Below are 24900 nucleotides of genomic sequence, written 5' to 3'. Positions count from 1 at the left end.
AAACCAAGTATAATGACTTATCTTTGAAAAGTCACGCAATTTCACCGAATTAATACATTTTCACTATTTTCACATAGAATACAGGTTGAAAAGAGGTTGGAATTTCTGGGGAAAAAATTATTTGCACTAGACATTGGAACATGCTCCGTTGTTGGTATCGTGCTCGAACAACAAGATGATTCATTTCATATTGTTGATCTACTTTCAAAAGAACATAAAGAACGATCCATGATTGATGGACAAATACATAATATTTTAAGCGTGGCATCAGTTATTATAGACATAAAACAGCAATTAGAACAGTATCATGGCAAGTTCAATCGAGTCAGCGTTGCCGCAGCGGGGCGTTCATTGAAAACAGCGATGGGTACTATCACTGTTGATATTTCCGAACGAACATTAATTTCTACTGAAGATATTAATCGTTTGGAACTCTCGGCTGTTCAGAATGCTCAGCAAACCTTGCTCTCTTCAAATGAGTTGAAAGAGGATGATCACTATTATTGCGTTGGTTATTCCGTATTATATTACAAATTAAATAATGAAAAGATTGGTAGTTTGATTGATCAGACGGGAAATCAAGCGACCGTGGAAGTCATCGCAACTTTCTTGCCACGCGTGGTCGTAGAATCATTACTGACTGCTCTTAAACGTGCTGATCTGGAAATGGAAGCTTTAACACTTGAACCAATTGCGGCGATCAATGTGCTCGTCCCGCCTTCTATGAGAAGATTAAATATTGCCTTAGTCGATATAGGAGCGGGTACTTCCGATATTGCTATCGTCAATGAAAATACCGTGACGGCATATGGTATGGTGCCTGTTGCAGGAGATGAAATTACCGAAACATTAAGTAGCCATTACTTGCTCGACTTCCCTTTAGCCGAACAACTGAAACGTCAAACTTCAACACAAGAGTTGTTGACGATTCAAGATATTTTAGGATTCGAACAACAAATTCCCGCTGCAGAAGTGGTAGATGTGATAAGTCCCACCGTTAAACGGCTAGCTAGCTCTATCGCACAAGAGATTAAACGTTTGAACAACGACGGTTCTCCGCAAGCTGTGATGATTGTAGGTGGCGGTAGTTTGACACCGACATTATCTAAAGAATTGAGCACCGAACTAGAATTACCTAACAATAGAGTTGCGATTCGAAGTTTGGATGCATTATCTGGCGTTACGCTTGCGGATAACATTAAATCTTCTCCAGCGCTTGTTACACCGATTGGAATTGCGATTGCTGCTCACAGGGCTCCTATTCACTATATATCCCTTACAGTGAATGACAAGACGATACGGCTATTTGAATTAAAAGAAATGACGGTCGGGGATGCGTTGCTTGCCGCCAATGTATCCGCTCGTAAATTATATGGCAAGCCAGGCCTTGCGTTGACAGTGAAAGTCAATGGGGAATGGATTACACGAATCGGTGAGCACGGATCATCTACAACGATTTTATTGAATGGACAAGAAGCGAGTACGAAAGATTTGATTCAACATCAGGATGTGATTAAACTACAGTTCGGTAAAGACGGCAAAGATGCAGTAGCGACGGTCAGGGATTTAGTACAAGAGCCTACTTCTATCCATTTCCAATTGGATGGATCGCCTATGCAAGTTACCGATGAAATCTTAGTAAACGGGCGCGTAGCATCTTTAGATACCACGTTAGCTGATCGCGATGAATTGACAATAAAAACTTCTAACCTATTAGCTTTAGTCATAAAGAAAAATGCACCCGATCTGCTTTCTGTGATGTATAATGGACAAAAACATCTACTGAAGTCCCGTTCTACCGTGTATCTAGTTAATGATAAAGAAATATTAGGTGATTACATAATACAAAATGGAGATTATATTGAGACACGTCATCCTCTTGCAGCTACCTTACAAGAGATTGCAGATGAGCTAGACATTACCTTAGAAGTTCGTGCAGAGATAACTCTCAATAGCCAACCCGTCACTGTTAAGAAAAAACGTACGGTGGTTTATGTAAATGGACAACTCGCTAATCCCGATTACCGGGTTTATCCAACTGATCAAGTAGAATTTACATCTGTTTCAAATGCCCCCATCATCTTTAGCGATATCTTTGCATTTACAGACTTCTCATTGCCCACCAACTCCGCTTCAGCTTATCGTATAGTGCGAAACGGAGAATCCATTCGTTTTACGGAACCTATTTTCGGCGGGGATAAAATAGAAATCAGTTTTGAATAAATAAAACAACGAAAAAGACCTTCCATATCGGAAGGTCTTTTCATTATTTTGAAATTGCTTTGTCTTCATTTTTAGCTGAAGATCTGTTTGCTTTAGGTGCTTTCAAATCATTTTTGGTTGTTGCTTCAACCACCTTAGCATCTTTCTTACCAACCGACTCTTCTACTTTAGCAGGTTTAACTTCTTTCTTAGCCGTTGTTTCATTTTCTTTAGAAAGCTCTCCTGATTCTTCGTTGTTTTCTATAACGCTCTTATAATCAGTTGCCTCTTCCCCTTCAGACGATACCGTACCATCGTCCATTGGAATATTTGCTTTAGATGTAGCTGATTTCACTTTATCAACCAATTGTCCTGATTGCTCCTGGATTGTTTGAGAAAGCTCAGTCGTTTTGTCTTTTGCAGCTGCTGTGAATGCAGCTGTCTTTTCTTTTGCAGTATCTGTAAGACCTGCAGTTTTATCTTTTGCTGCGCTTGATAGTTCTACAGCTTTATCTTTTGCAGTACTAGATAATTCTACTGCCTTTTCTTTTGCCGTACCCGATAATTCCACTGCTTTGTCTTTTGCCGTTGAGCTGAGTTCAATACTCTTATCTTTTAACTGTGATGCCTGAGATGTAAAATCTTCACGCATTTCACGGCCTGTTTTCGGCGCTAGGAACAATGCTGTCGCTGCTCCGATAATTCCACCTACAATTGCACCGGCAATGAAACTACTTGCGCCACTATTATCCTCATCATAAAGGTCGTTTGTTGAACGATAATTATAGGTTGCTGGATATTGAGATTGCCCGTAAGTATTTGCGTACGTTTCTTGGTTTTCACTATAGTTCGGTTTGTTTTCTGTCATGTTTTCTTCCTCCTGTAAATTGAATGTTTTGTATGCTACTAAGGATCGTGCTAGGAGCGCGCTTTATACACTGTCCAGCCGCCGGACTTTTCAGGTTGACGTTCTTTCACCTGGTCGTAAAGACCAACTGCTACAGTCCCCCATTGTAACACTTGCGCAATTTTATCACTGTTTTGTTCAGCTTGCGCGGAAACAGAATTAGAGATTCGATGAACTGACTGATTTAAGTTATTCACTGAATCGCCTACTCCTTTTACCGCGTCCACTACAGTGTTCAACTTTTCAACCTTGCTTTGCAAGTCTTCTGCTAGTTGATTTGTTTTGTGAAGGAGCTGTGTACTTTCTGTAGTAACTCCTTCCAATTGCTTTGTTAAGTCGTCTACCGTATGGGTGACGCTTTGTAGACTGGTCTTTAAAGACCCGAGCGTCATGGCGAGACTGATACAAAGGATAAGAAATGCTATCGCAGCTACAACTGCTGCGATATAAAGTAAATTGACCACTGATGACGTCCTCCTAGAGCATATTCTTACGAAAACTTTACCCCTCTTGCGAAGTTTCTAAACTTTTCGTCCCACTACTTCCTGTTCGACATAACTAGGCGATTTCCTTTTACAAATTCCAATTGTTTCTTTTTAATACGAAAAGAGTGGGAGTGGAAAGTGATAATATAAGAGGAATAATTAATTAAAGTTCCGGGATTTACGACAAAGATGTACTCCTATCGCTTCCACCTGGAACGTAGCAAAACGGCATCTTTCCACCTCCCCACTCTTTAGTCTATAAGGAAAAAAACAGCCTTCCCTTAAAAGGGTTAGGCTGTTTCTTCGTTTGTGATAGTTGACTTGAATTGTTTTAAATATTGTTGGATATCTCCCGCGCCCATAAATAATAAGACTGCGTTTTGATGACTTGCTAAATCAGACATATCATCCATTTTCAAATAGCGGGAATTAGGTACTTTATTGATTAGATCCACTATCGTTAAATTCCCTTCTTGTTCTCTCGCTGAGCCAAAGATATCGCAAAGGTAAACTTGATCCGCTTCAGCCAGACTGTCTGCAAATTGTTCTAAAAGAGCTGCAGTGCGTGTGAATGTGTGCGGCTGGAATATCGCAATTACTTCACGGTCTGGATATTTTTGACGTGCTGAATCCATTGTGGCGCGGATTTCAGTTGGGTGATGTGCATAATCATCCACGATGACTCTGCCTTCAAATTCCGATACTGAAAAACGTCTTTTCACGCCTGAAAATGTAGCAAAACGTTCATTAACAATTGTTGCTGGCACATTTTCATAATGGCATAGCGTAATAACACCTAGCGCATTCTTAATTGCGTGATCACCTGTCAATGGAATAGTGAAGCGGTAATAGAATTCATTGCGGATAAACACGTCAAATGAGCATCCTACACGATTTTTTTCTATGTTAGTTGCATAAAAGTCATTGGATGAATCAAGTCCGTAATAAACGATTGGTACTCGACTTTGTAAACGCTGAAGATTTTCATCATCACCGCAAGCAATCAATGCTTTCTTTACTTGATTGGCCATTTGTTCGAAGGCATCCAAAATATCGTCCAAACTTGTAAAATAATCTGGATGATCAAAATCAATATTCGTCATAATTGCATAGTCTGGATGGTATGCCAAAAAGTGACGTTTGTATTCACATGCTTCAAAAACAAAGTACTCCGTGTCCTCTACACCTTTACCTGTGCCATCTCCAATTAAATAAGATGTCGGTGCAAAACCGCCTAGCACATGCGACAGCAAGCCTGTTGTAGATGTCTTACCATGGGTACCTGTTACACCGACAGATGTGAATTGTTCCATATATGAGCCTAGGAAATCATGATAGCGCGTCACTTCTAAACCTAATTCTTCCGCTCTTTTCAATTCAGGATGATCGTCTTTGAAAGCATTTCCTGCAATGACTTTCATGCCCTGCTGGATATTATCTTCATTAAATGGAAGTACAGTTATATTTCTTTCATGTAAAGGATCTTCTGTGAAAAAGTACTTCTCCACGTCAGAACCTTGAATTGTATAAGCAGAATCATGAAGCAGCTGGGCAAGAGAACTCATTCCCGATCCTTTTATGCCTGTAAAGTGAAACAATGTCATATTGAAACCTCCCGGGAATTCTTTCATCCCTCTTTTTCTCTTCAGTTGACGAAGACTACGTCAGAAGATGATATCTTGTCATAGTATAGCATGTCTGAAAGGGATATATTAGGTGCAAACTTGTGATTGTTTATTTCATAAAATTCTCAAAAGTTTGCTCAGTTAAATAGACGTCCCTTGGTCTACTTCCTCGTTGTTCAGAAATAAACTGGTTCGCTTCCATACGGTCAATTAATTTAGCGGCGCGATTATAGCCAATACTAAATTGTCGTTGCAATGCGGACGTCGACGCACTCCCCTGTTCGATGATAAAGCTACAAGCTTGCTGGAATAATGGATCAGTTTCCTCTTCTTGCACAGCTGCTGCCAATAAATCGTCTTGACCAAATAGATAATCCGGATCCGCTTCATTGCGAACATGTTCTATTATACGCTCGATTTCATCATCCGTGACAAATGTCCCCTGTAGACGCACTGGCGCGGATTGACCGTTACCTAAATACAGCATATCCCCTTTACCTAGCAAACGATCGGCACCTACGGAATCCAAAATTGTTCTTGAATCCACTTGAGAAGATACTGCGAATGCAATACGCGTCGGAATATTTGCTTTAATTGTTCCTGTAATAACGTCCACAGAAGGTCTTTGAGTCGCAATGATTAAGTGAATTCCACATGCTCTTGCTTTTTGCGTAATTCGACTAATCGAAACCTCTACATCAGCTGGCGCCATCATCATCAAATCAGCCAATTCATCAATGACTACTAATATATAAGGCATCTTTAAAGAGAAACGACGGGACTCCATGACCATTTCATTGTAACGTTCGATATTACGTACACCTGAATGTGCGAATAACTCATATCTGCGCTCCATTTCCTGAACCGCCCATTTTAATGCAGCCGTCGCAGCTTTGACGTCTGTAATCACCGGACTCAATAAATGTGGAATACCATTGTAAGGAGCAAGCTCCACCATCTTTGGATCAATTAATAATAGCTTTAAATCATGATATGAAGCTTTATACAATAAACTGATCAATAATGAGTTAATGCACACAGATTTACCAGAACCAGTGGCGCCTGCAATCATTCCATGAGGCATTTTTCGCAAATCAATCGTTTGCGGCTCGCCTGTTAAACTTAAACCTAGAACGGCCTCAAGAGGCGATTCCGAATTTTTGAACGAATGGCTATCTATCACTTCAGAAATTCGTACCGCTCTTGTTTGACGATTCGGAATTTCAATACCAATCATACTTGTCCCAGGAATAGGGGCTTGAATTCGAATGTCTCGTGCTGCTAAAGCAAGTTTCAAATCATCTGTCAAATTTCGAATTTTACTTACTTTCACGCCTTGTTCAACAGTCAGTTCAAACATTGTAACTGCAGGTCCTTGTACAGCGTTTTCGACGGTTGCATGAATAGCAAAGTGAGATAATGCTTCTTCCAACTTTGCGGACTGTGTTTCAAGCCACTCCGTATCTGTCACTTCTTCTTCAGGTGGTGCTAGATAACTTATGGACGGAAAGCCGTAGTAAGTAGGTGGTTCTTCCTCTGCAAATTCATTCTGCACTTCTTCTACATTGTGTAATTGATTAATAGGAGGTTTAGCAACTGGTGGTCTATTCTCTATAATCTCTGGTTTAACAACTTGTTGTTCAACTACTGATTTATTTTTCATAGCCAATTTCTCTTTATCTGAAGAAAGCATCATAACGTTGAATGGAACAATTTTCTCTTTCCTTTTTTGCTCTGGTTGTTCCTCAGATAGTTCTTCTGTTTCTGTTTCTGTTTGTACGTGATCATCCATGTCTAATTCTAGTTCTGGTACTTCTACCATTACTTCTTGTAGTTCTTGATCGATTACTTCATCTTCTTCTATTTCCACTTCTTGCGACTTTTCTTCTCTTACTTGCTGCCCTGCTTCCTCTAAGTGCTCAAAAATTAGTTGATCGACTTGTTGTTGTTCTGTTTCTACTATATCAGTCACTGACTCTTGCCGTTCTTCTATTGGCTGTTCAATAACGTCCACAGGTTTTTCATAGACATGCTCTGTTTCGTCTACCGACTCGCGCTTTTCAGTTGAACTAGCGAACAGCGGTGTTTTTTCTCTGTTTTTAATAGCCTTTACCGCGAATTCGTTAAATGGTTCTGGCTCGATAGTAATCTCTGATTCTTTTTTCAACTGAATCTCTTCAATAGCAGCACCTATTGGCGAAGTTTTCTTTAAACCATATACAGGTGAAGGCACAGACGTTGGAGAGAATGGTCTTCTCATTTTCTTCGGGCGCTCTGTTTTCACAGTTTCTGGTTGCGGTTCTATTTGCTTACGAGAGGATAGTTCTCTTTGAGACTGTAATTCTCTAATTGACTTTAATTCACGTTTAGGTTTGAGTTCGCTCTGTGAATTCATCTCTCGTTGTGGTTTAACCCTGCTTTCAGAAAATGATGGAATAGGTAATGAAGACTCATGTATAGAGTCTGCCCGATAAACGTTAGCTACCTTTTCATATCTACCCGGCCAACGCTCGTTTTGTTGAAGTGGAACGATTTCATAGTCGTCCTCTGTCACATGTCGTTCTTCTCTTTCTTGGTTGTCTACTATTGAGGTTAATTGTTCATCGCTTATCGGTTCATCCAGATCTTTTTGCGGTTCCCAACCATAAATCTCATGGTCAGATACAATCGGGAATTGAAAGTTTGTAGGTCTATTTTCTTCTTTGATTTTAGTATTAGGTTTGTCAAATAGTTCATGTAATAGTTTATTTCCTTCTTCTAATTGCTGAAGGCGTCTTTTCATATCTCGTAACCAGCTCAAATAAATCACTCTTTTCATGTCAATCATTCTATTTTAACAGGTTTCCTATGCGAAAATCAAACAGATCTATGTAGTTAGGGAATAAATAGATAGTTACTCACAAATAGTATGTACAAAATAAAAAGCTTTTGTTACGAGCTAGACGAAGCCTCGCACAAAAGCTACTAATTCTTATCCTGTGAATGGTTCTCCAGCTACACGTTGATTTTCAAGAACAAGAATGCCTTTTGCATCTGGCGCATCTTTCAATTCAAGTTCTTTAGCTGAACAAATCATACCTGATGAAGCTACACCACGTAATTCTGCATCACGAATGACCATACCCGAAGGCATAACAGCACCAACTTTTGCTACAACAACTTTTTGTCCCGCTTCCACGTTCGCCGCGCCACAAACGATTTGCAATGTCTCACTGCCTACATCTACTTGACAAATATTCAATTTATCAGCATTTGGATGCTTCACTTTTTCTGCTACAAAGCCAACAACGAATTTCGGACTGAAGTCTAGGTCAAGCTTGATTTTTACTTCATTTTTCTCAAGCGCTCTTTTTACTTGTTCTGCCAGCTCTTCCGTCAAATCGACTTGCCCTTCCGCTCTTACAGCTAAATAGCTTGATGCGTTAAATAAATTGAATGCTACTATGTTTCCAGTCTTTTCTTCTGTTAGGACCGCTACGTCATTTTTTCTTTCACAAACGATTTCTGTAGGTTTTTCAGTAGTTAATTGAGCGAGTAATACGTCGCCTACGCCTTGTAAGTTATAAAATAGATTCATTTTTTCTTTTCCCTTCTAGCTAATCGATTTTTCGCCATAATAAATATAGGTTCTAGCTTACCATCTTCATAAATAAACGACAGTGACGTAACTGGTACTGCACCAGTCGTGAAAAACTGCATTGCGATTTGTGCAATTACATCATACCCCGTATCATTGCGAATATCGCCAATGATCAACACATCTTGATGCGGAACAGATACAACCATATGTCCTTCAATCCGTTGTTCCATTTCCTTCATAAATGGCTGATTCAATAATCTACTTGCATCGTATCCATCATTATTATTGATGAAATAAAATGTATTATCGGACACAACATCTTTTTTATAAGAAACCGGCAGTGCCTTCACTTTAAACATCGCCATTTCCTGTATTTCTGTTGCAGTCATGCCTAGCTCTGGAAGCATAGCCATATCAATCAGACGATAAGTCGTCCCAAGATCTAACGCATAAAAGATCCGTGTCTCCGCTGTATGGTCTTTCGTTAAAAACGACTGACCAGCTGCACTTTTAGTAGGAAAAGACGTTGAACGGATGACAGGATAGATCGTCTTTTCACCAGTAAAGCCATGTGCTTGTTCACGCTCCATTGCACGAAATGTTTCTTGAATCGTATACACTACTTCGTCTATAGCCAACTCTTTTTTCTGCATAAATTTCGAGACGATTTCCGGCAATGAAATTTCCATGCCTTTATGAAGCGTATGATGGACAATTCGTAGCTTGTCCGCTTTACGATCAAATTGCCATTCAAATTTCTCAGCAGGTAATCGCTTCTTCAGTTCTTCTACTACATCTTTTGCTTCCATTTATCTCTCACCTTCCCTACTACTAACCGCTACCATTACTTATTTTCTTGCTGAACAGAACGAGTGATCTCCATCATTTTCTCCACATACCGAGTGATGTTTTTTTCATCCGTCACAGTTGCGATCTTTGCACCACCAACGCCGGCAATTATTTCTACTAATTTCTCACTTTTTTGAATAACGACGACAAAACCAAACGCTTCATCTTTTGTGAACGTTCGCGAGCCGATTAGTTGCTCAGGTTCGTCTGTTAGTAGTTCATCATAATAGACACGACTATTTTTCTTCTCATTCGGATTGAGTGTTAAATAAAACGAATCACTTTTCTTCGTTAATACAATCGTTTGTGAAGTTGATTCCTTGTCCACTTTCATCGTAGGCGGCTTATAAAAAGAGATGCCACCTACTGTATTGTTCGTGCTTTTCGCATTCGATTCAAATACTTTTTTCGCTGCTACGAAAGCATCGTCTGTGCGAAATTCGACTTTTTGATTACAGCCGACAAGCACGACAGCCAGCAACACTAGCAAGAAAACCTTTCCTTTTTGAGACATAAAGGTTCCCCCCTTCTCTACTCCGTACAAATTTCTATCAGTCTTATTCTAATCGCACGACACCGCTATTGCAATCGTCAACTGCGGGACGTTTTATGATAGAGAAACTGGCCAATCAATAGTTGCATAATATGCTCAAACAACACGTCTCTAGGAACCGTTTGAGCCGTTAGCATACCCATCGCCCCTTCTGAGAGACGAATGTTTTGCTTTTTGAAGTATTGATCGACTGCATCACCTAATTCCTTACCGCTTCGGATCTCATCAGCCAACTCTTCTGGTAGCGGAATTTGCGCACCTGCTGCTGTAAAAATCTGACCTTCCGGTGTAGCAAGTGCACCCCAATTACATAAATACATCGTTTCTTCGATCATACGGACACCACCTTCAAGTCCGATGCCATATGTATGTTCCAGGGCGCTCGCTGCAACAGCACGGTTGATCGCGCCCTGTCTCGTTTCTTCATCATTTATCGGCTGAGTACTGACACCCGAGGCAACAGCTGCTGAAGAAACCGTACTATTTCCCATATGGCGTTCAATCGTTCGAATAACCGCACGAAGTTTTGCCTGATTTTCTGAGCCTAGTACAAATTTCATTCAGTATCCTCTTTTCTACTATGTTCATTAGCTATTTTGTTTTATCGTTTCGACTGTTGTTTTATCGCATGCTTTTACTAAATGAACAATCAGTTCTTTCGCTGCTGCATAATCATCCGTATGAATAATCGATGCCGCTGTATGGATATAACGTGAACAAATCCCAATGACCGCACTCGGTACCCCTTCATTCGCTACATGTACTTGGCCCGCATCAGTGCCTCCTTGGGAGACAAAGTATTGGTACGGTACCTTATGCGTTTCCGCCATATCGAGAATGAATTCACGCATGCCGCGATGAGTGACCATTGAGCGGTCCATGATGCGAAGCAATGCACCTTTCCCTAACTGACCAAACTCTTGTTTATTGCCACTAGCATCATTTGCAGGGCTAGCATCCAAAGCGAAAAATAGATCTGGATCAATCATTCTGGCCGCCGTTTGTGCACCACGTAGTCCAACTTCTTCCATAACCGTTGCACCTGAATAAAGTGTATTCGGGAGTGTGTCGTTTTTCACTTCTTGTAAGAGTTCGATTGCTAAGCCACAACCATAGCGATTATCCCATGCTTTCGCCATAATCTTTTTGGCATTCGCCATTGGGGTAAATGGACAAATCGGTAAAATCTGCTGTCCCGGACGAATTCCAAAACTTTCAGCGTCTGCCTTATCGTCTGCACCTACATCAATAAGCATGTTTTTAATATCCATTGGTTTCGCGCGTTCCGCATCACTCAATAAATGAGGAGGTATAGAACCAATTACACCCGGTATCGTTTCTTTTTCCGCAATGATTTGTACGCGCTGTGCAAGCAAGACTTGATTCCACCACCCACCTAGAGGCTGAAAACGTAGCATACCGTTATCCGTAATACCCGTCACCATAAAGCCAACTTCATCCATATGACCTGCAACCATAATTTTCGGTTGGTCTTCCTTACCGCGTCGTACACCAAACACTCCGCCCAGACCATCTTGTATGATTTCATCAGAGTTCTGCGCTAGTTGTTCACGCATAAAAGCCCGCACGCGATATTCATTCCCAGGTGCGCCCGGTAGTTCTGTCAACGTACGAAATAAATCCAATGTTTCTTTTTTCATACAAACCCCTCACTTTTTATACTGTCCTCTTGTATTATATCGGTATGCCAAACAGATGAAAACTAATTAGACCCCCGAACTACATAACCACAATCCCAGTGTACCGCAGAACCTCGCGAAACAGACATTTAGGAAAGACATATGAATCGCCAAGCTCTTTTAATCTATGGTACACTATAAGAAATGTTTTGCGAAGGAGCTGCAATTAACTATGAGATTAAAAGAATTTTTAGCTGGCATTTTAACCGGGGTTGCTGCAGGAATAGTAGTAAATGAAGCATTTAACAGATTTAATGAAGAAGTACCTGCGGACAACGTATTGAAAAAAGTAAAAGACGCGTTTAAAGAAGAAGGTCCAATAGATGGTTCATGGATCGTAATGAAGCCAGAACCGTACACAAATCATGTGATTTCTATGGACGTCTACCGCGGAGGCGTTTCTCGTATGAAAGATGGTAAATTAGAGCAATACGAATTTGCAGCAGATTCAAAAACAGGTACGGTCGTGGAGTTAATTCGTCAATAATCCAAACATCAATCAAGGACCCGTCAGCTACTGACGGGTCCTTTTAGATTGCTACAAAAGAATGAAGTATTGGAAATCCCTATCCTTAAAAGGACACGCCAACTATGACGTGTCCTTCGTTTTTTATCTTGTCCGCTCTAAACTTTCTACGATTTTCTTGCCGTCTTCACTAAATTTCGCCATGCGGTACACCGCATCGTGGTAGAAGATAAAGCCGTAGTTGTTTGGTAACGCTTCTTTCATGATGCGTTCTTTTGCAAAAATAGAGTCCATTGGGTAGTCGTCGTATGCAAGCACCCATAGTGGATTCGTGTGGGCATGTGTGGGCATAATATCCGCCATATGAATCAACGTCTCGCCCTCTTGATCTAGTGTAATGACGCAATGTCCGTCACTATGACCGCCTGTATGGATCATTTTCACGCCAGGCATGATTTCGAGTTCATCCTCGAACGTTTTGACCTGCGCTTGAATAGGCTCCCAGTTTTCCGTCCAATATGTGTTGCGTGAGCGAATATTCGGCTCTCTCATTTCATCCCACTCTACTTTGGATGTGTAGATCGTAGCATTAGGGAATACAGAAACTAGTTGATCGCCTTCCCACTGTGTTAAGCCTGCCGCGTGATCGTTATGTAGATGGGACATTAAAATGATATCGATATCTTTCGGTGTTAAGCCTAGTTCTTCCAAACTTTCTTCTACACGTGTTTCTGCACGAACACCTAAGTTACGTTTCTTTTTTTCGTCTAATTTACCTTTACCAATTCCTGAATCAATCAATACATTTTTGTCTTGATATTGAATAAGAATCGGGTCCGTTCGAAGCTCAATCAAGTTGTTTTCATCTGCTTCATATCGTCTTGACCACAAAGCTTTCGGTACAACACCGAACATCGTGCCTCCATCCAAATAGTTCACGCCACCGTCAAGCCATGTTAATTTCATTCCATGAAAAGTTAATTGATCCAAATTAATTCCTCCCGACATTCCTAGTTTTCAATGTTCCTACACACCAAAAAAATAGTTTTAGAAAGATAAAGCATATAAACAATGGTAGTTATGTATAAAAGCAAGTATACACATAGACTGTTAACGCTTACAATCATTTGACTTATAGACGTATTCCTTAGTTTTACCTAAGGAGCACGTCTACTAAAACTCTCATCAGTGGAAAGGTGCTTACTTCACTTGATACTGCGCCTCAAGTCGATAAATCGGTTGTCCTTTGCTTGAGAACTTTTCTTCATATTCAGTTAAAATATTGTCTTCAGGCATGTTCGCATGTAAATCTAAAGAAACCGATAGTAATTTCATGCCATAATCAGTAAGTGAACGAAGTGAATATTCGAACAGTGAACGATTATCTGTCTTAAAATGAATTTCTCCACCCGGCTTCAAAACACCTTCATACTTCTCTAAAAATCTTGCATGTGTCAGCCGACGTTTTTCATGACGCAATTTGGGCCATGGATCAGAGAAGTTCAAATAGACCCGATCAATCTCTGCATCTGCAAAAACCGACGCCAAATCTTCACCATTAAAACGTAACAGTCGAAGATTAGCTGGCTTATCTGAATCAATTGCTTTCTCTAAAGCAGAGACTACGACATTATCGAAATGTTCGATACCAATATAGTTAACAGATGGGTTAGCAAGTGCCATTCCAATGATAAATTGACCTTTACCTGTTCCTACCTCAATGTGGATTGGCGCTTCATTTCCAAATTCTTTTGCCCATTGACCTTTTTTATCTTCCGGATTCAATATTAACATGTCAGGATGTTCTGCCATGAAATCCTTCGCCCATGGTTTGTTTCGTAAACGCATAATTAGTACACTCTCTCTTTATCCTTAAATTATTTTATTCGCCTACCGGCTCTTCCGTATCAAATAACCGACTCATTGCGATTGTTTGTGTATGATTTAAAATAGCTTGCGCTGCCTTAAATTGTGTATGTTTCATCGGACTTGGATTACTGCTAAGTTTTGCTAACCAGTCATCATATTTTTTTTTGTCAATCGTTGTAATCTCATATGGTATACCTGAATAATCAATATAGCCATTTCTCGAAATAATCACCTTTTTAATTGGCAAATCTACTTTTGCCGCTTTGAAATAGGAATTAACAACTTTCTCCATTCGACTTAGTGCAATCGTCGGATTTAGCACCTTCACCACAGTTTCTCCAACCCTCTTCAGCCAAAATCGATCGCCACTTCCAATATAAGCCGCCATCCGTTCATCTTCCAGGACCGTGATGCAATAGCATGTAGTTGGTGCAAGAAGAACAATATCTAATTCAACAGGCGCTTTATTCACTTTGACAATCGGATAATAAAACAGCAAAAAACTATCTGGTAAACGAATCACCAACTGCTTCAATAGTGTATCAGAGAAAAACTTAGCATCCACGCGCGATCGATCGTACAACGTTGAACTCGCCCATTTTAATTGGAACTGAAATAGTTGATCGGTATAGGATTTTTTAAGTTGCTCTAGGCTTGTGTCTCTTCTAGTAAGCGGCGCTTCAAAACCCAGATCCTCCTCTAACTTCTCACCTTCGTCAGTTGATGGTACCTTACCTTCTTGCGGTCGAGGTTTGCGCCATTTAGTAAATAACATAGAATACCATTTGCTATTTTCTTTTAAGTTTTCCGGTTCCATTGCTGTTTGTTCAGCATAAAGATCAAAACCATGCTCCCACTGGTTTTTTACACGCTTCCATTGATAACGTTTCAAACGGATGAATTGTGTAGGGTATCGTGTTAAGTCGTTCTCATATCGAGAAATGTAATCGACTAGCTTAACTAGCTGGGCCATTTGATTCTCTTTCCTTAGCATTACCAGCCGCAACTAACATAGGAATCTGCTCATCAAATGCACTTTGTAGCTTTCGAGTAAGGGGACCTGGCACACCTTCTCCTATCTGCTTTTCATCAATTGTTATGACAGGAGTAATTTCGGCATTAGTAGATGTGAAGAAAAACTCATCCATCGCGAGTGCCTCAGCTAACGTAAATTCTTTTTCTTCTACTGGAATAGCTAAATGTTTAGCTAATTGCAAGACAACACGACGCGTAATACCATTTAAAATGTAATTATTCGCAGGATGCGTATGTAATATACCGTCCTTAATGCCAAATACATTGGAAGCAGAACCTTCACGAACCAGACCATCACGTACAAATAAGGCTTCTTGACAACCTTGTTCTAACGCTTCTTGTTTAGCTAATACATTACCTAATAAATTTAAACTTTTAATATCACAGCGAAGCCAGCGCATATCTTCTACAGACTTCATCGCTGTACCCATTTTCAAATATTCAAGTGGACGTGGGTTAACTACTGTATAACCAATCATCACCGGCGGTACATCACGCCCAGGAAATTGGTGGGCACGCGGTGCAACACCACGTGTCACTTGAAGATATATATGACCGACTGACAATTGGTTTTCTTCCAATAATTTTTGCACAATGTTTGTCAGCTGCTCAATCGTATAAGGTATAGGCATACGGATCTTCTTTGCACTTTCAAGGAAACGCTCCAAATGTTCTTGCGCTGTATAGAGTACACCATCATACACTTTTATTACTTCATAAACACCATCGCCAAATGCATAACCGCGATCGTTAACTGATAGATTCATCTGTTGTTCTTGTAGGAATTGTCCATCTTTAAAATAGATCATACACCCATCACCTCTTTTGTTATGAAACATCGAGCAGTTCATCCTGCTAGTTTCCGCTATTTCTATTTTCACATGTTTAAACGATAAAATAAAGCAAAACTATTTTTCCATTAGGCATTTAAGAGTAAAGCGGAAATATGTGCGATTTATCCAAAAATAAGTTATACTACTATTGTCAGAATAATTAACTCACTATTCTGGCATGACTTATTTATAAGGAGCGAATTAGAAAAGGTAATGTCAGAGAATACCCCAGCAGTCTTCTTTTGCAATGTTGGTGTCAAAATATGAAGATGAAGGAGTGGTTTCTTAGATGAACCCAGCTACCGATCGCATGTTAATTCGTATCAAAGATGTCTATCTGTTCATTCGGGATAACGGTAAGGTGACGACTGAGGATGTAGCGGAGGAATTCAACATCTCTCCACGAACGGCTCAACGTGATCTTAACGTATTAGAGTACAATGAATTGATTGAGAACTCAGTCCGCGGTGAATGGACGACGACTTCCAAGAAAGTGAAATTACCTTCCTGACTATGCTTCCTATAGATGAGTTTATAAAGTAAAAAGGCTGACGCTTTTGCATCAGCCTTTTTGCTTGGAACTGTCAAGCTTTACTAACGCTTGCAATTCCTTTTCAGTAAGTTCCCGATACTCCCCTAACTTCAGGTCCTCGTCCAACACAAGTGGGCCCATCGTTAAGCGCTTCAGATAAATGACTTTCTTTCCTACTGCTTCGAACATCCGCTTCACTTGATGGAACTTCCCTTCCGTAATCGTCAGTTCGATTTCCGAAATCTCATCGGACTGTAAAACATTCAAAATACCCGGCTTCGTTTCATAAGCATCATCAAGTATAACACCACGAGAGAATGCCTCCGTATCTTCTTCCGTTACACGCCCCGCCACTTTCGCAAAATACGTTTTCGGTACTTCTTTTTTAGGTGACAATAAACTATGTGCAAGTTTGCCGTCATTCGTCAAAAGCAATAACCCTTCCGTATCCTTATCTAATCGACCGACTGGAAATGGCTCAAAATGTCTCTCTTCGCTTCCTAGCAAATCCACTACTGTCCGATCCCGATTATCTTCCGTCGCGGATAATACGCCAGGCGGTTTGTGCATCATCAAATAGATGAATTCCCTATAGATGACATCTTCGCCCAACAAAGATATTGTATCTGATTCAGGATCCACATGTAGCGCAGGGTCTTTCGCCACTGAGCCATTCACGCGGACCATTCCTTTTTTCAATATCTGACGTACTTCTTTTCTTGAGCCGTAGCCTGTATTGGATAATAATTTATCGAGTCTCATTTGTTACCCTCCCAAGCCGAAGCGTCGTGCTATTCTTGTTAGACGATCTCCGAATAATTGTTGTGCTAATCCTGATTTGAAAGCTAAAACCCCATAAATAACCATACCTACAAATGCACCGATCATGACATACAGTAATGCTTGCCAACGACCGACTGGTATATGTAGCATATTCAGTCCTTTATTCGTCAACCAGACCCCTACAAACATGACTGCATTGAAAGATAGAATTAGGAACAAGCGTTTAATAACCATGTCAGACTTATAGTTCATCGCCTTCTTAATGACGACCAAGTTAATCACCACCGCTACTGAATAACCAATCGCTGTAGCTAGGATGGCACCATTCGTCTCAAACATCGTGATAAGCGGAATATTAATGACCATTTTAATTAATAAGCCAAGTAATGACGTGAAGACGATCCATTTATGATGATCAATCCCTTGTAAAATCGCAGCCGTTACCGTAAACATTGCAAACAAAATAGCAACGGGTGCATAGGATGCAAGCACACTTGCTCCCGCTACATCGTATTCATATAAGAATTGATAAATTTCACTGTTTAGAACGATCAAGCCACTGACCATAGGAATAGTCAAAAACAACATAATTTGATATGTCTGATCAAGTGACCGCGTAATACCTTTTTGATTATTCGTCGTATAGTCTTTCGTAATAATCGAAATAAGTGCCATTGAAAAACCAGTTGCCACCATCACGGGAATCATTACGACTTTATGTGTCAAAAAGTTCAGCTTCGTCAAATATAAATCCGACACACTAGCTAAGCCGATAGACTTCATCGCGCCATTGAACGTCACCATATCGACAAATTGATAAAGTGGATTAATCGTGCCGACTAAAACGAACGGTAATACATAGGCAAATACTTCGGTATACATTTGACGTAGTGACACCGAACTTGCAGGCGGACTATTCGATAATAAATAATTAAATTCGTCTTGATATTTCTTCCAATAGTAATACAAACTCCAAAGTCCCGCAAGTGCTCCGATAAACGCAGCGAACACCGCAAATTGAACGGCAATTCGTGGAGACAAGTCTAGTACATTGACTACTACATACGCCCCGACCAGTACTACGATAATCCGCACAATCTGTTCAATTAATTGAGAAACGGATGTCGGTTCAAATTTTTGATACCCTTGTAAAAAGCCTCGTCCGATACTTAGTAACGGAACAGCTAACAAGGCGAAGCTGACCCAACGTATAACTGTAGCGATATCTTGTACAGTGAATATTTGCTCATCATCTTTAATGACGAGTCCAGCGATGGGATCCGCTAAGAAAAATAAGGCTAGAAATGATAAGAAACCAGTCAACGACATGATGATCATACCGGACTTCATCAATTTCCGACCGGTCGCATAATCTCCGAGTGCGTTATATTTCGAAACAAATTTCGAAATCGCTAGTGGAGCACCCGAAACAGCCACCGCCAATGCTAGATTATAAGGTATGTACGCGTATTGATAGAGACCGACACTTTTCTCTCCTACAATCGCATAAAAAGGAATAACATAAAGTAAACCAAGTGCTTTTGATAGAAACAAACCAATCGTCAAAATGGCTGTTCCTTTAATTAAATTCGATGCCATAATTTATTCCTTCCATTTCTTAAGAGATACTTGTATAGTTTACCTCTCGACACGCTTTTGCACAATCTTTAACTGAATCCATCATCCACTTGGTGGTATAATAAAAAGCAAAACGAATGAAAGCGTGGTTCTAGCATGTATGATGTAATCGTGATCGGTGGAGGCCCTTCTGGTTTAATGGCTTCCATTGCAGCAGCCGAACAAAACAAGCGTGTAGTATTGCTTGAAAAAGGACGCAAACTCGGCAATAAACTAGCTATCTCTGGTGGTGGTCGTTGTAACGTTACGAATCGACTCTCCCAAGAGGAAATTATTAAACATATCCCCGGAAACGGTAAATTTCTTTACGGCCCGTTCTCTGTCTTCAATAATCAAGATATCATCAACTATTTCGAAGGCTTAGGTGTTCCATTAAAAGAAGAAGATCATGGGCGAATGTTCCCGATCTCGAACAACGCGAAAGATGTTGTCAATGCACTACTCGACCAACTGGACACTTTCGGTGTAGACATACGTCTTGATAGCCGCGTACAAAAGTTATTGATGGATGACGAAAAAATTCTAGGCGTTCGAATGGATGATGGTGAAGAATTTCGTGCACATGCGGTTGTCGTAGCAGTTGGTGGCAAAGCAGTTCCGCAAACAGGTAGTACAGGAGACGGTTACCCTTGGGCGGAGCGTGCAGGCCATACCGTGACAACACTTTATCCAACTGAAGTACCGTTATTATCGCGCGAACCTTTTATCGTCTCAAAAGAATTACAAGGTCTCGCCTTACGTGATGTTAAAGTTTCCGTACTCAATAAAAAAGGGAAAACACTTGTAACACACCAAATGGACATGCTGTTTACACACTTTGGTCTTAGTGGCCCTGCCATTTTACGCTGCAGTCAATTTGTCGTCAAAGAGCAAATGAAAAACGGTAAACAGCCTGTGCTTTTGCAAATCGATTCCATACCTGATCAGCACGAGGAACAGCTATCACAAACAATAGCGAAGATTCTTAAAGAAGAGTCTAAGAAACAAGTAAAGACTTCATTAAAAGGTCTCGTTCCTGAACGTTGGTTATTGTTCTTATTGAAGAAAGCTGAGATTAACGAGACTGATATCGGTGCGGATATTTCACGTGAAGCGATACGTAGACTCGCGCAGTTACTTAAGACATTCCCCGTTCACGTCACGGGTACGCAACCTATAGAAAAAGCCTTTGTTACAGGTGGCGGTGTATCCGTAAAAGAAATCGAGCCAAAAACGATGGCATCACGTAAAAAGAATGGTTTGTTCTTCTGCGGAGAAATCCTTGATATCCACGGTTATACTGGTGGTTATAATATTACCTCTGCACTGGTAACGGGTAGGTTAGCTGGTATGAATGCAGGATTAGTCGAATAAGTATCCCCCTATAAAAGAAGCCGCCCGGAGACTATCTACTGTCTCCGGGCGGCTTTCATTTCATTTAACCTGCAACGATATTGACTAAACGTCCAGGGATCGCAATGATTTTCTTTAATTCTTTACCTTCCATCCATTGCTTCACGTCTTCGTTCGCAAGAGCTACTTGTTCTAATTCTTCTTTTGAACAATCTTTAGCGACCGTGATTTTCGCCCGGATCTTACCGTTGATCTGAACAGCCACTTCTACTGTATCATCGAATAGTTTCGTTTCGTCATATGTCGGCCACTGCGCGTAAGCAATCGTCTCTGTATGACCAAGCTTCTCCCAAAGTTCTTCAGACAAGTGAGGTGTGATTGGTGAAATCAATAATAAAAATCCTTCGATATACGCTTTCGGTAGCTTTTCCGCTTTATAGCATTCATTAATGAACACCATTAATTGTGAAATCGCTGTATTATTACGCATAGCTTCGAAATCCTCGGTAACCTTCTTGACTGTCTGGTTATAAACTTTCTCCAAAGGACCGCCTGTTTCATCCGTCAATTTATCTGTCAATGTATCATCCTCATTGACTAGTAAACGCCATACACGATCTAGGAAGCGACGTGAACCATCTAAGCCGTTTGTTGACCATTCTTTAGAAGCGTCTAGTGGTCCCATGAACATTTCATAAATACGCAATGTATCCGCACCATGTGAATGAACAATATCGTCCGGGTTGATAACATTACCTAGTGACTTAGACATTTTAACATGCCCTTCTCCTAGAATCATGCCTTGGTTGAATAACTTCTGGAATGGCTCTTTCGTTTGTACGACACCAATATCGTACAATACTTTATGCCAGAAACGTGCATACAATAAATGCAGAACTGCGTGCTCCGCTCCCCCAACATAAATATCAACTGGCAACCAGCGCTTCGCAAGTTCCGGATCGATCAACTGCTCATCGTTGTTCGGATCGATATAGCGTATATAATACCAGCAGCTTCCAGCCCATTGTGGCATCGTATTCGTTTCACGACGACCTTTCATACCTGTTTTTGGATCTACTACATTGATCCATTCTGTAATATTCGCTAGTGGTGACTCACCTGTTCCGCTCGGCTTAATATTATCCGTTACTGGAAGCGTCAATGGCAATTCGGATTCATCGACAGTTGTCATCGTTCCATCTTCCCAATGAATAACAGGAATCGGCTCGCCCCAATAACGCTGACGGGAGAATAACCAGTCACGTAAACGATACGTGATTTTACGTTCGCCCGTACCTTGTTCTTCAAACCATTCGATGGATTTTGTGATTGCTTCTTCTTTGCCTAAACCATTTAAGAAGTCGGAGTTCACATGCTCGCCTTCACCTGCATAAGCTTCTACTTCAATGTTGCCACCCGCTACAACTTCAACAATCGGCAAATCAAATGTCTTCGCGAATTCATAGTCACGCTCATCATGCGCAGGAACCGCCATGATTGCACCAGTACCGTAAGTTGCTAATACATAGTCTGCAATCCAGATTGGCATTTTCTCGCCACTTGCTGGGTTGATTGCATATGCTCCTGTAAATACACCCGTTTTATCTTTAGCTAAATCGGTACGCTCTAAATCACTCTTAGACTTCACTGCATCGATATAAGTTTTTACGGCTTCGCGCTGCTCTTCTGTCGTAATCTTGTCGACCAATTTATGCTCAGGTGCCAATACAGCATAAGTCGCACCAAAGATTGTATCTGGACGCGTCGTGAAAGCTTCGAATGAATACTCAGTATCCGCGATTTCAAACTTCAATTGTGCACCTTCCGAGCGACCAATCCAGTTACGTTGCATATCTTTTAAACTTTCTGGCCAATCCAAATCATCTAAGTCTTCGAGTAAACGATCCGCATACTCTGTAATACGCAAGACCCACTGGCGCATTGGGCGACGTTCTACTGGATGATTTCCACGCTCAGATAAACCATCGATTACTTCTTCATTGGCAAGCACAGTTCCTAACGCTGGACACCAGTTAACCGCCACTTCATCGATATACGCAAGACCTTTATTATACAATTGAATAAAAATCCATTGCGTCCACTTATAGTAGCTTGGGTCTGTCGTATTGACTTCACGATCCCAATCATAAGAGAACCCAAGATCTTGCATTTGACGCTTGAATGTAGCAATATTTTTCGCTGTGAATTCAGCCGGGTCATTACCTGTGTCGATCGCATACTGCTCAGCAGGTAATCCAAACGCATCCCATCCCATTGGGTGAAGGACGTTATAGCCTTGCTTACGTTTAAATGCACTCAAAATATCCGTGGCGATATAACCAAGTGGATGGCCAACGTGTAAACCTGCGCCTGACGGATACGGGAACATATCCAAAGCGTAAAACTTCGGTTTAGATGGATCGTCAATCATTTTATACGTGTCGTTTTCTTCCCAATACTGTTGCCATTTCTTCTCAATCTTCGTGTGCTGATAACTCATCTGAAAATTCCTCCAATTCAAATAAAAAGACTCTCGTCCCTACGTAAGGGACGAGAGCTAGTATAGTTTCCCGCGGTACCACCCAAATTGACGGATTGCGCCGTCCAACTTGATTCCTTAACGCGGATCACGGTATTAGTTACAAACATTCACCAATACAGGCTCCTAGGCGAGTTCGTTCTTCACTATTACAGACTCGCACTGACCGTCTGCTCTCTAAAAAATAGCGAAAGAAGTACTATTCCTATTCAAAACCTTCAATATTTTCTTCAGTTTACCCGAAACACAGAGCGAATACAAGTCTTCTTATGTGGCATTTTGTCGGAATCCTTGAAGTACTCTGGCTTGGTAGGTGATGTATTGTCATAATCCGTGGTACAATGTCTGATGTAAAGGAGCTGTACATAATGGAACAAACGATTTTTCCGTTCCCGAGTGAAGGGAAACGGTACCATACATGGTCACGTCATTTAAAGGATACATTCGGTTGTAAAATAGCGAAAGTCGCACTGGACGCGGGTTTTGACTGCCCGAACCGTGATGGCACAGTAGCACATGGCGGTTGCACGTTTTGTAGCGTAGCAGGTTCTGGTGATTTTGCTGGTGACCGAGTCGACACCATCGACCTTCAATTTGCCGAAATCAAAGAACGTTCGCAGAGAAAATGGAAAGACGCAAAATACATGGCTTATTTCCAAGCGTATACCAATACGCATGCTCCCCTTCCTGTACTTAAGGAAAAATTCGAAGCAGCCTTAGCCCAAGAAGGTGTCGTTGCGTTATCAATTGCTACACGACCTGATTGTCTACCGGACGATGTGGTTGAATATTTGGCTGAGCTTAATGAACGTACCTATTTATGGGTGGAACTTGGTTTACAAACCGTCCACGAATCCACAGCAAAATTAGTCAATCGCGCGCATGACTTTGAATGTTACAAAGAAGGTGTCGACAAGCTACGCAAACACGGGATTCGCATTTGCAGTCACATCATTAATGGGTTACCTGGCGAAACAGAAGAGATGATGATGGAAACCGCTAAAGCCGTAGCGAAGTTAGATGTGCAAGGGATTAAAATTCATTTGCTACATTTACTTAAAGGCACGCCAATGGTGAAGCAATACGAAAAAGGAAAACTGGAATTCCTGACGAAGGAAGCATATATCAATCTCGTTGTGGATCAGTTAGAAATTATACCACCAGAAATGATTGTACACCGCATTACAGGAGATGGCCCGATTGATTTATTGATTGGACCGATGTGGAGTGTAACGAAATGGGAAGTATTAAACGGCATTGATATGGAACTTGAACGACGCAATAGTTGGCAAGGAAAAAAGTATTTACAAGAGGTGACGATGAATTGACAAACATTATCTTGCATCGTGTTCTACCGATTGCGAAGCGACTCATTTCAGAACGAGTGATGCCTGGCGAAACAGTAGTAGACGCGACAGCGGGAAATGGCAATGACACGCTTTTTCTCGCAGAATTAGTTGGAGATACCGGCCATGTCGTTGCATTCGATATTCAGCAACAAGCACTTGAAGCAACGCATGCACATCTCGGAAGTTTAGCGAATCGTGCTACGTTAGTTTTAGATAGTCATGCAAATGTCCGGCAATATGTAACAGAAGAAATTGGTGGTGCGATGTTCAATCTAGGCTATTTGCCTTATAGTGATGATCACAGCATCATTACAAAACCCTCTTCAACTATTGCGGCACTCGATGCTTTATTAGGGCTTTTAAAGAAAACTGGCATTATTACCATTACGGTCTATGATGGACATGAAGGTGGAAGCGAAGAACGTGATGCGTTGCTCGCGTACGTAAGCACACTCCATCAAGGAGATGTCCATGCCATTCGATATGAATTGTTAAATCAGCGTCGCAATCCTCCGTTTTTAATTGGGCTAGAGAAAATGAAAGATTTTACAGAAGTTCGTAAAGTCAGTGAAGAATAATAACATGCCGCTAGAACTTGATTATACAAGTTTCAGCGGCATTTC

General features: G+C 40.9%; 22 protein-coding genes and 1 other annotated feature. Of the genes, 6 read left to right on the top strand and 16 right to left on the bottom strand.

Going from position 1 to position 24900, the window contains the following annotated elements; genetic code table 11:
- Positions 1–96 precede the first annotated feature (96 nt).
- Positions 97–2223, top strand: a complete 2127-nt coding sequence (locus CSV79_RS02815) for a cell division protein FtsA (protein ID WP_369824906.1) — start codon at positions 97–99, stop codon at positions 2221–2223.
- 43 nt (positions 2224–2266) lie between these two features.
- Here CSV79_RS02815 and CSV79_RS02810 read toward each other — a convergent pair whose 3' ends face one another.
- From CSV79_RS02810 to CSV79_RS02770, 9 genes are all read right to left on the bottom strand, one after another.
- Positions 2267–3070, bottom strand: coding sequence for a YtxH domain-containing protein (locus CSV79_RS02810; protein WP_099687527.1), 804 nt, complete (start codon positions 3068–3070; stop codon positions 2267–2269).
- 50 nt (positions 3071–3120) lie between these two features.
- Entirely contained in the window at positions 3121–3573 is a 453-nt protein-coding gene (locus CSV79_RS02805) for a DUF948 domain-containing protein (protein ID WP_099687526.1), read from the bottom strand.
- A gap of 311 nt (positions 3574–3884) precedes the next feature.
- The gene (murC, locus tag CSV79_RS02800; protein ID WP_099687525.1) at positions 3885–5198 is read right to left on the bottom strand and encodes a UDP-N-acetylmuramate--L-alanine ligase; all 1314 of its coding nucleotides are present in this window, start codon (positions 5196–5198) and stop codon (positions 3885–3887) included.
- A 130-nt stretch (positions 5199–5328) separates the two neighbouring features.
- Positions 5329–8019 (bottom strand): DNA translocase FtsK, encoded by a 2691-nt coding sequence (locus CSV79_RS17355; protein ID WP_304442579.1) that lies wholly within the window; start codon positions 8017–8019, stop codon positions 5329–5331.
- Positions 8020–8190: 171 nt separating this feature from the next.
- Positions 8191–8796, bottom strand: coding sequence for a YtpR family tRNA-binding protein (gene ytpR, locus CSV79_RS02790; protein ID WP_099687524.1), 606 nt, complete (start codon positions 8794–8796; stop codon positions 8191–8193).
- Positions 8793–9608, bottom strand: coding sequence for a DUF1444 family protein (locus CSV79_RS02785; RefSeq protein ID WP_099687523.1), 816 nt, complete (start codon positions 9606–9608; stop codon positions 8793–8795). Before CSV79_RS02785 ends, ytpR begins: the two co-directional genes overlap by 4 nt.
- Positions 9609–9643: 35 nt before the next feature.
- Positions 9644–10162, bottom strand: coding sequence for a hypothetical protein (locus CSV79_RS02780; RefSeq protein ID WP_099687522.1), 519 nt, complete (start codon positions 10160–10162; stop codon positions 9644–9646).
- A 77-nt stretch (positions 10163–10239) separates the two neighbouring features.
- On the bottom strand, positions 10240–10761 hold the full coding sequence (locus CSV79_RS02775) for a DUF84 family protein (protein ID WP_099687521.1): 522 nt from the start codon (positions 10759–10761) through the stop codon (positions 10240–10242).
- 27 nt (positions 10762–10788) lie between these two features.
- Positions 10789–11862 (bottom strand): M42 family metallopeptidase, encoded by a 1074-nt coding sequence (locus CSV79_RS02770; protein WP_099687520.1) that lies wholly within the window; start codon positions 11860–11862, stop codon positions 10789–10791.
- A gap of 211 nt (positions 11863–12073) precedes the next feature.
- Between CSV79_RS02770 and CSV79_RS02765 the strand changes: the two genes are divergently transcribed.
- The gene (locus CSV79_RS02765; RefSeq protein WP_099687519.1) at positions 12074–12388 is read left to right on the top strand and encodes a hypothetical protein; all 315 of its coding nucleotides are present in this window, start codon (positions 12074–12076) and stop codon (positions 12386–12388) included.
- 123 nt (positions 12389–12511) lie between these two features.
- Here the strand turns inward: CSV79_RS02765 and CSV79_RS02760 are convergent, their stop codons facing one another.
- The 4 genes from CSV79_RS02760 to dat all read right to left on the bottom strand — a co-directional run bounded on the left by CSV79_RS02760 (position 12512) and on the right by dat (position 16080).
- Entirely contained in the window at positions 12512–13357 is an 846-nt protein-coding gene (locus CSV79_RS02760; RefSeq protein ID WP_099687518.1) for a YtnP family quorum-quenching lactonase, read from the bottom strand.
- Positions 13358–13567: 210 nt separating this feature from the next.
- A complete protein-coding gene (trmB, locus tag CSV79_RS02755; RefSeq protein WP_099687517.1) occupies positions 13568–14215 on the bottom strand; it encodes a tRNA (guanosine(46)-N7)-methyltransferase TrmB in 648 nt (215 codons plus the stop codon).
- Positions 14216–14249: 34 nt separating this feature from the next.
- Positions 14250–15209, bottom strand: a complete 960-nt coding sequence (locus CSV79_RS02750) for a nuclease-related domain-containing protein (protein ID WP_099687516.1) — start codon at positions 15207–15209, stop codon at positions 14250–14252.
- Positions 15193–16080 (bottom strand): D-amino-acid transaminase, encoded by an 888-nt coding sequence (gene dat / locus CSV79_RS02745; RefSeq protein ID WP_099687515.1) that lies wholly within the window; start codon positions 16078–16080, stop codon positions 15193–15195. The genes CSV79_RS02750 and dat overlap by 17 nt, the downstream gene beginning before the upstream one ends.
- Before the next feature lie 313 nt (positions 16081–16393).
- Here dat and CSV79_RS02740 point away from each other — a divergent pair, with 313 nt between their 5' ends.
- On the top strand, positions 16394–16615 hold the full coding sequence (locus tag CSV79_RS02740) for a DeoR family transcriptional regulator (RefSeq protein ID WP_099687514.1): 222 nt from the start codon (positions 16394–16396) through the stop codon (positions 16613–16615).
- 51 nt (positions 16616–16666) lie between these two features.
- On the opposite strand, the gene CSV79_RS02735 is transcribed toward CSV79_RS02740, so the two are convergent.
- Together CSV79_RS02735 and CSV79_RS02730 are read right to left on the bottom strand one after the other, a co-directional pair.
- On the bottom strand, positions 16667–17398 hold the full coding sequence (locus CSV79_RS02735) for a pseudouridine synthase (protein WP_099687513.1): 732 nt from the start codon (positions 17396–17398) through the stop codon (positions 16667–16669).
- Positions 17399–17401: 3 nt separating this feature from the next.
- Positions 17402–19018: a putative polysaccharide biosynthesis protein gene (locus tag CSV79_RS02730; RefSeq protein WP_099687512.1), complete on the bottom strand. Its 1617-nt coding sequence runs from the start codon at positions 19016–19018 to the stop codon at positions 17402–17404.
- A 135-nt stretch (positions 19019–19153) separates the two neighbouring features.
- Between CSV79_RS02730 and CSV79_RS02725 the strand changes: the two genes are divergently transcribed.
- A complete protein-coding gene (locus tag CSV79_RS02725; RefSeq protein WP_099687511.1) occupies positions 19154–20410 on the top strand; it encodes a BaiN/RdsA family NAD(P)/FAD-dependent oxidoreductase in 1257 nt (418 codons plus the stop codon).
- A 64-nt stretch (positions 20411–20474) separates the two neighbouring features.
- Here CSV79_RS02725 and leuS read toward each other — a convergent pair whose 3' ends face one another.
- On the bottom strand, positions 20475–22889 hold the full coding sequence (gene leuS, locus CSV79_RS02720) for a leucine--tRNA ligase (protein ID WP_099687510.1): 2415 nt from the start codon (positions 22887–22889) through the stop codon (positions 20475–20477).
- 43 nt (positions 22890–22932) lie between these two features.
- Positions 22933–23150 (bottom strand) — a binding site (T-box leader).
- Between the two features lie 146 nt (positions 23151–23296).
- On the opposite strand from leuS, the gene mnmL reads away from it, so the two are divergent.
- Together mnmL and mnmM are read left to right on the top strand one after the other, a co-directional pair.
- Entirely contained in the window at positions 23297–24256 is a 960-nt protein-coding gene (mnmL, locus tag CSV79_RS02715) for a tRNA modification radical SAM protein MnmL/YtqA (RefSeq protein ID WP_099687509.1), read from the top strand.
- Positions 24253–24855: a tRNA 5-(aminomethyl)-2-thiouridylate-methyltransferase MnmM gene (gene mnmM, locus CSV79_RS02710; RefSeq protein ID WP_099687508.1), complete on the top strand. Its 603-nt coding sequence runs from the start codon at positions 24253–24255 to the stop codon at positions 24853–24855. The genes mnmL and mnmM overlap by 4 nt, the downstream gene beginning before the upstream one ends.
- Positions 24856–24900 lie beyond the last annotated feature (45 nt).

Origin of the sequence: Sporosarcina sp. P13 (genome assembly GCF_002743055.1) — a bacterium.
Lineage (GTDB): Bacteria > Bacillota > Bacilli > Bacillales_A > Planococcaceae > Sporosarcina.
Note: the sequence above shows the minus strand (reverse complement) of the source record. Positions and strands in the feature narration are given on the sequence as shown.

What these genes read in the sequence shown, in the direction of transcription:
- mnmL (WP_099687509.1), top strand. Translation starts at nt 23,297, where the DNA reads ATGGAACAAACGATTTTTCCGTTCCCGAGTGAAGGGAAACGGTACCAT.
- CSV79_RS02775 (WP_099687521.1), bottom strand. Translation starts at nt 10,761, where the DNA reads ATGAAATTTGTACTAGGCTCAGAAAATCAGGCAAAACTTCGTGCGGTT.
- CSV79_RS02725 (WP_099687511.1), top strand. Translation starts at nt 19,154, where the DNA reads ATGTATGATGTAATCGTGATCGGTGGAGGCCCTTCTGGTTTAATGGCT.
- trmB (WP_099687517.1), bottom strand. Translation starts at nt 14,215, where the DNA reads ATGCGTTTACGAAACAAACCATGGGCGAAGGATTTCATGGCAGAACAT.
- dat (WP_099687515.1), bottom strand. Translation starts at nt 16,080, where the DNA reads ATGATCTATTTTAAAGATGGACAATTCCTACAAGAACAACAGATGAAT.
- CSV79_RS02770 (WP_099687520.1), bottom strand. Translation starts at nt 11,862, where the DNA reads ATGAAAAAAGAAACATTGGATTTATTTCGTACGTTGACAGAACTACCG.
- CSV79_RS02730 (WP_099687512.1), bottom strand. Translation starts at nt 19,018, where the DNA reads ATGGCATCGAATTTAATTAAAGGAACAGCCATTTTGACGATTGGTTTG.
- ytpR (WP_099687524.1), bottom strand. Translation starts at nt 8,796, where the DNA reads ATGAATCTATTTTATAACTTACAAGGCGTAGGCGACGTATTACTCGCT.
- CSV79_RS02785 (WP_099687523.1), bottom strand. Translation starts at nt 9,608, where the DNA reads ATGGAAGCAAAAGATGTAGTAGAAGAACTGAAGAAGCGATTACCTGCT.
- murC (WP_099687525.1), bottom strand. Translation starts at nt 5,198, where the DNA reads ATGACATTGTTTCACTTTACAGGCATAAAAGGATCGGGAATGAGTTCT.
- CSV79_RS02765 (WP_099687519.1), top strand. Translation starts at nt 12,074, where the DNA reads ATGAGATTAAAAGAATTTTTAGCTGGCATTTTAACCGGGGTTGCTGCA.
- CSV79_RS02810 (WP_099687527.1), bottom strand. Translation starts at nt 3,070, where the DNA reads ATGACAGAAAACAAACCGAACTATAGTGAAAACCAAGAAACGTACGCA.
- CSV79_RS02780 (WP_099687522.1), bottom strand. Translation starts at nt 10,162, where the DNA reads ATGTCTCAAAAAGGAAAGGTTTTCTTGCTAGTGTTGCTGGCTGTCGTG.
- leuS (WP_099687510.1), bottom strand. Translation starts at nt 22,889, where the DNA reads ATGAGTTATCAGCACACGAAGATTGAGAAGAAATGGCAACAGTATTGG.
- CSV79_RS02750 (WP_099687516.1), bottom strand. Translation starts at nt 15,209, where the DNA reads ATGGCCCAGCTAGTTAAGCTAGTCGATTACATTTCTCGATATGAGAAC.
- CSV79_RS02740 (WP_099687514.1), top strand. Translation starts at nt 16,394, where the DNA reads ATGAACCCAGCTACCGATCGCATGTTAATTCGTATCAAAGATGTCTAT.
- CSV79_RS02735 (WP_099687513.1), bottom strand. Translation starts at nt 17,398, where the DNA reads ATGAGACTCGATAAATTATTATCCAATACAGGCTACGGCTCAAGAAAA.